Below are 5605 nucleotides of genomic sequence, written 5' to 3'. Positions count from 1 at the left end.
GTGATCTGGGGCAAGACCAACACCCCGGTGATGGCCGGCGACTGGCAGACCACCAACAAGCTCTATGGAACCACCAGCAACCCGTGGGACGCATCGCGCACGCCCGGCGGCTCGTCCGGCGGCGCGGCGGCGGCGCTGGCCGCCCGCGTCACCGCGCTGGAGATCGGTTCCGACATCGGCGGCTCGCTGCGCGTCCCGGCGTCGTTCTGCGGGGTGTTCGCCCACAAGCCCACGTGGGGGATGGTCAGCCAGCACGGCCACGTGCCGCCCCGTCCGGGCGCATGGTCGGAGCGCGACCTCAACGTCATCGGCCCGATGGCGCGTTCGGCCCGCGACCTGCGCCTGCTGCTGTCGGTGATGGAGGACGGCCCGCTGGCCCCGCGCGCGCCGCCCGCCGACCTTGCCGAGACCCGCATCGGCCTGTGGCTGGACGCGCCCGATTTCCCGCTCGACCCCCAGGCGCGGGCGGTGCTCGAACGCCTCGCCGCGGCGCTGACGGCGGCCGGCGCGACCGTCGAGGCGATCAGCGCGCCCGTGGACCCTGAGTCCCTGCTGCGCTCCTATCTGCTGCTGCTCTACGCGCTGCTGGGCCAGGATCTCCCTCCAGCGCGAATGCGGCGGTTCGAACGCCAGCGCATCTTCGCCAGGTTCGCCAAGGACGGGCCCAACTCCTGGACGACGCCGGTGCTGGGCTTCACGGCGCGCCATCACGAATGGCTGGAGGCCGACGCCGTTCGCGCCCGCATGCGCCACCAGATGGACGCGGTCTTCACCCGCTTCGACGTGATCCTAACCCCCTTGACGCCTCTGCCCGCCTTCCCGCACGATCTGCGACCGCCGGCCGCGCGGCGGCTGACCGGCACGGACGGCGCGGTCATCGCCTATCGCAGCCTCTCGGCCTGGATCGCGCTAGCCACCGCTCTCGGGCTGCCGGCGACTGCGGTCCCGGCCGGCCTGACGGCGCAGGGCCTTCCGATCGGCGCCCAGATCATCGGCCCGCGCGGCGGCGACGCCCGCACTCTGGCGGTCGCCCAAGCCATCGACGAGAACATCGGCGGCTTCGTCGCGCCGCCTGAAGATTGAGGCGCATCCGACGCCCGCTCACCCCGATGAACACCGGACATCCGCCGGGTCGTCGCGCGCCCAGACGCCCCCTCCGTCACGCCCTTCGGGCGCGCCACCTCCCCCGTTTCACGGGTGAGGAGCAGATCGCCTCGCTCCTCCCCTGCGAAGCGGGGGAGGTGGCTTTCGCCGCTGGCGAAAGACGGAGGGGGCGAGGCCACGGTGAAAAATCCGCGAACCGCGCTGTTCACGGATCCTCGCGACAAGCCCGAGGATGACGTTCGGAATATGGACGGGGTGTCTAACGCGCGCCGGTGGAGCCGAAGCCGCCGGCCCCTCGTGCGGTTTCGTCCAGGCTGTCCACTTCGGTCCAGGCGGCCTGCACCACCGGCGCGATGATCATCTGGGCGATGCGGTCCCCCCGCCGGATGGTGAAATCCTCGGCTCCGAGGTTGATCAGGATCACCTTCACCTCGCCGCGATAGTCGGCGTCGATGGTGCCCGGCGTGTTCAGGCAGGTGACGCCGGCCTTAGCCGCCAGGCCGGACCTCGGCCGCACCTGCGCCTCGAAGCCCCTGGGCAACGCAAACGCGAGGCCGGTCGGCACGGCGATGCGTGCGCCGGGCGCCAGCACCAGCGGCTGGTCCTGCGGCACGGCGGCGCGCAGGTCCATGCCGGCAGCATCGGCGCTCTCATAGGCCGGCAGCGGCAGGTCGAGGTTGTGCTCCAGGCGGCGGATCGGGACGGTCGGGCTCAACTGAGTTCCTTGGCGATGCGTCGGGCCAGCTTCCGGGCCACGGCGGACTTGGCGGTGCGCTCCCAACGCTCCACGCCCTGGGAGGAGACGATCGCCACGGCGTTCTCGTCGCCGCCCATGGTGCCAGCGACGCTGACGTCGTTGGCGACGATCCAGTCGCAGCCCTTGCGGCCCAACTTGGCGCGCGCGTGCGCCTCGACGTCGTTGGTCTCGGCGGCGAAACCGACGACCAGCCGCGGCCGCCGCTCGCCCCTCGACAGCGTAGCCAGGATGTCGGGGTTCTCCACCAGGGCCAGGGTCGGCGCCACCGCGGCCTCGCCCTTCTTAAGCTTCAGCGTCCCTGTGGTCTCCGGCCGCCAGTCGGCGACCGCAGCGACGCAGACGGCGATATCGGCCGGCAACGCCGCCTCGCAGGCCGCCAGCATCTCGCGCGCGGTCTCCACGTCGACCCGCCGCACGCCCGCGGGCGCCGGCAGGGCCGTGGGGCCGGACACCAGGGTCACCTCGCAGCCCAGCGCCGCCAACTCCGCGGCGATGGCGTAGCCCTGCTTGCCGCTGGATCGGTTGGTCAGCAGTCGCACCGGATCGATCGGCTCGATGGTCGGCCCAGCGGTGACGATCGCCCGGCGCCCTCTCAACGGTTGGTCGTCGCCCGCCAGCGCGGCTCGGATCGCCTCCAGGATCGCCGTAGGCTCCGCCAGCCGGCCCATCCCGAACTCGCCGCAGGCCATGGCGCCCGGATCGGGACCGACGAACAGCACGCCGTCGGCGCGCAGGGTCGCCAGGTTTCGCTGGGTCGCCGGATGTTCCCACATCCGCACGTTCATCGCCGGGGCCATCAGCACCCGCTTGTCGGTGGCCAGCAGCGTGGTGGAGGCGAGGTCATCGGCCAGGCCATGCGCCGCCTTGGCCATCAGGTCTGCGGTGGCCGGCGCGACCACCACCAGGTCGGCCGAACGCGACAGCTCGATATGGCCCATCTCGGCTTCGTCGGTCAGCGAGAACAACTCGCCATGGACCTTGTCCTCCGACAGCGCCGACAGCGACAGCGGGGTGACGAACTGCGCGCCCGCGCGGGTGAGGATCGGCCGCACGGCGCAGCCTTCCTTGCGCAGCAGCCGGGTGAGTTCCAGCGCCTTGTAGGCGGCGATCCCGCCGCCGACGATGAGGAGAATCCGCTTGCCGTCCAAGGCCTGTCGCCCTCCGCCCGATCGGGCGTCCCGTTTAAGCCATGCGGAGGCTCTGGACAAACCTGGCTGATTGTTCTTTATTTGTTCCAGCTTGACCATCGAAACGGGAATTCAGCGATGTTTGACGCCAGAACTGCGCTCGTGGGCGCGCTTACGATCGGCGCCCTGCTTGGGCTCCAGGCCTGCGACAACGGCCCCTCGGCGGTGGCCCAGCGCCCGGCCCAGTCGCCGCAGGCCTTCGCCTCCACGCCGAACGGCCCATCGGACACGCCCTCGGACGACGCCCGCGCCCAGCCGGTGCGCCAGTTGGCCGGCAAGCCGATCTGGTCCTCCAGCCGCCGATACAGCGCCGAGGAGAACGCCCAGCGCGCCTTCGATCGCAACGGCCAGGCGTTCGGCGCCAGCAGCGTTGACGACTTCGCCCGCAAGGCCCACGCCTTCATCGACCGCCCGCCCGCCGGCGTGCTGACGCTGACCCGGGCCAATGGCGACACCCTGCTCTACGACCCCAAGGCCAACGTCTTCGCCGTCGCCAACCGCGAGGGCGCGCCGCGCACCATGTTCAAGCCCGACGACGGCAAGGCCTACTGGGAAGAACAGAAGACCCGCGAATCCCGCCGCCAGACCGCCGCCCGCAACGGCGCCGGCGGCGACGAGGGGTAGGCTCCAATTCCGCTCATCCCGGCGAAAGCCGGCAACCAAGCTGACTATCGGCGTTGGAAATGATGACCGCCCCCTACCGTCGCCTCAACCGCTCGAACCCATAGCGGTCGCGAACCTCGTCCTGGAAGAAGCGGCCCTTAGACTCAGCGGCCATGAAGGCCTCATGCACGCCTGCCGGCACATCGCGGTAGGCATAGGCCTCGCCGCTGCGGAAGCGCACGAACAGGCGCGCCCGCCTGGGGTCGTAGGTGATCTCTGAGATCGCGTCGGAGTCCACCTGCATGGCGCACGCGCCTTCCCCGCAGCTTGCTGATCACCGCAGAGTCCGAAACGGCGCCTGCGGTTCCGCAACCACAAGCGTAAGCCGGTGTTGTGCCCTATATGAACGTCGAGGGACGCTCTGGAGGCTCGATCTGACATGGCACGACCAAGCGTCATCGCCGCCGCGCTCGTACTCGCCGCTGGACTGGCGGCTTGCGCCACGCCGACGCCCTATCAACCGAACGTCCCGGGCCAGGCGGCCTCGGGCGGCTATTCCGAAGTCCGCATCGAGCCCAACCGCTGGCGGGTCAACTTCTCCGGCAACAGCCTGACCTCTCGCGAGACCGTCGAGGGCTACCTGCTGTTTCGCGCCGCCGAGCTGACGCTGCAACAGGGCGACGACTGGTTCGCCATCGTCCAGCGCGACACCGAGACCAATCGCCAGACCTATGTGGAGCCGGATCCGTTCTATCGGCCCTGGTATGGTCCGAGCTTCGGCTACTGGCGGCCGTCCTGGCGCTACTATGGCGCGGGCTACGGCTGGCGGAGCTGGAATCCCTATTTCGGCGATCCGTTCTGGGCCGACCGGGTGGACGTTCGCACCGTCGAACGCTTCGAGGCCAGCGCCGAGGTGGTCACCCACCGCGGGCAGAAGCCCGCAGCCGACCCCAACGCCTTCGACGCCCGCGCGGTGATCGACAACCTCGGCCCCCGCGTGGTGCGCCCCGCGCCCTAGGCGCGCGACAGCCTGACGCCGGCCGCGTGTCGCGCGACGACGGTTGCCGGCGGCGGCCCGCGTCAGCTACCTAGCGGTTCCGTCATCCGTTGGAGCCGCGATGGACCGCGCCAAGATCCTGGCCATGATCGACCTGGCCCACGGGCGCGGCCTGGAGATCGGCGCGCTCAACCGGCCGGTGATCACCCGCGACATGGGCGCCGTCGAATACATCGACCGCGCGCCCACCGAGGAGCTGCGCCGCTGGTACGCGATCAACGACGAGGTGGACGTCGACCAGATCGTCGACGTCGATCACGTCTGGGGCTCGCAGACCCTGTTCGAGTGCGTCGGACGCCAGCGGATCTACGACTACCTGGTCGCCAGTCACGTCATCGAGCATGTGCCGGACCTGTTCGGCTGGCTAGGTGAGATCGCCTCGGTGCTGGCCGACGGCGGGATCGCCTCTTTCGTGGTGCCCGACAAGCGCTTCACCTTCGATGTCCTGCGCCGCACCAGTGGCGATTCCGAGCTGGTCGACGCCTATGTGCGCGGCCTGCGCCGGCCGGAGGCGCGGCAGATCTTCGACCACTTCTACGGCTTTCGCGACCTGGGGTCGGAGGCGGTTCGCGGCGGCGCCTCGCCCGCCGACCTGCCGCCGACCCACGACGCGCGTGAACTCATGGAGCTGTGCCGCCGCACCCAGGAGAACGGCGAATACATTGACACCCATTGCTGGGTGTTCACGCCCTCCAGCTTCGTCGACGCGCTCGATCTCGGCAGCCGCCTGGGCGTGCTGCCGTTCGAGATCGCCTCGGTGATCCCGACCCCTGAGGGCTCGCACGAGTTCTTCGTGGCGCTGCGCCGCCTGCCCGACAGTGCGCCTGAGGCGCAGCGGGCCGCCTTTGTCGCAAGCCGCGAGACACTGTGGCCGCGCGAATCGGGCGATCCCGAAAT

At 70.3% G+C, this 5605-nt stretch carries 7 protein-coding genes; 4 read left to right on the top strand and 3 right to left on the bottom strand.

Annotation, left to right across the window (positions count from 1 at the left end):
• Positions 1–1083, top strand: a 1083-nt coding sequence (locus tag Q8M88_RS05985; RefSeq protein ID WP_305595377.1) for an amidase family protein, incomplete at its 5' end; no start/stop codon positions are given.
• 280 nt (positions 1084–1363) lie between these two features.
• On the opposite strand, the gene dut is transcribed toward Q8M88_RS05985, so the two are convergent.
• Together dut and coaBC are read right to left on the bottom strand one after the other, a co-directional pair.
• A complete protein-coding gene (gene dut / locus Q8M88_RS05980) occupies positions 1364–1819 on the bottom strand; it encodes a dUTP diphosphatase (protein ID WP_305595375.1) in 456 nt (151 codons plus the stop codon).
• A complete protein-coding gene (gene coaBC, locus Q8M88_RS05975; RefSeq protein ID WP_305595373.1) occupies positions 1816–3009 on the bottom strand; it encodes a bifunctional phosphopantothenoylcysteine decarboxylase/phosphopantothenate--cysteine ligase CoaBC in 1194 nt (397 codons plus the stop codon). The genes dut and coaBC overlap by 4 nt, the downstream gene beginning before the upstream one ends.
• Before the next feature lie 117 nt (positions 3010–3126).
• Here coaBC and Q8M88_RS05970 point away from each other — a divergent pair, with 117 nt between their 5' ends.
• Positions 3127–3672 carry a hypothetical protein gene (locus Q8M88_RS05970; protein ID WP_305595371.1) on the top strand — a complete coding sequence of 182 codons (546 nt, stop codon included), beginning with the start codon at positions 3127–3129 and terminating at the stop codon, positions 3670–3672.
• A gap of 73 nt (positions 3673–3745) precedes the next feature.
• Here the strand turns inward: Q8M88_RS05970 and Q8M88_RS05965 are convergent, their stop codons facing one another.
• Entirely contained in the window at positions 3746–3955 is a 210-nt protein-coding gene (locus Q8M88_RS05965) for a KTSC domain-containing protein (RefSeq protein ID WP_305595369.1), read from the bottom strand.
• A 135-nt stretch (positions 3956–4090) separates the two neighbouring features.
• Here Q8M88_RS05965 and Q8M88_RS05960 point away from each other — a divergent pair, with 135 nt between their 5' ends.
• Both Q8M88_RS05960 and Q8M88_RS05955 read left to right on the top strand, forming a co-directional pair.
• Positions 4091–4669 carry a hypothetical protein gene (locus Q8M88_RS05960; RefSeq protein WP_305595367.1) on the top strand — a complete coding sequence of 193 codons (579 nt, stop codon included), beginning with the start codon at positions 4091–4093 and terminating at the stop codon, positions 4667–4669.
• A 100-nt stretch (positions 4670–4769) separates the two neighbouring features.
• On the top strand, positions 4770–5605 hold an 836-nt coding region (locus Q8M88_RS05955; protein WP_305595366.1), incomplete at its 3' end, for a methyltransferase domain-containing protein.

This window comes from Phenylobacterium sp. (genome assembly GCF_030693805.1).
Lineage (GTDB): Bacteria > Pseudomonadota > Alphaproteobacteria > Caulobacterales > Caulobacteraceae > Phenylobacterium.
This window is presented reverse-complemented; position numbering and strand designations above follow the sequence as displayed.

Excerpts from the sequence above, each read along its gene's own strand:
- Q8M88_RS05965 (WP_305595369.1), bottom strand. The coding sequence starts at position 3,955 with ATGCAGGTGGACTCCGACGCGATCTCAGAGATCACCTACGACCCCAGG.
- Q8M88_RS05960 (WP_305595367.1), top strand. The coding sequence starts at position 4,091 with ATGGCACGACCAAGCGTCATCGCCGCCGCGCTCGTACTCGCCGCTGGA.
- Q8M88_RS05970 (WP_305595371.1), top strand. The coding sequence starts at position 3,127 with ATGTTTGACGCCAGAACTGCGCTCGTGGGCGCGCTTACGATCGGCGCC.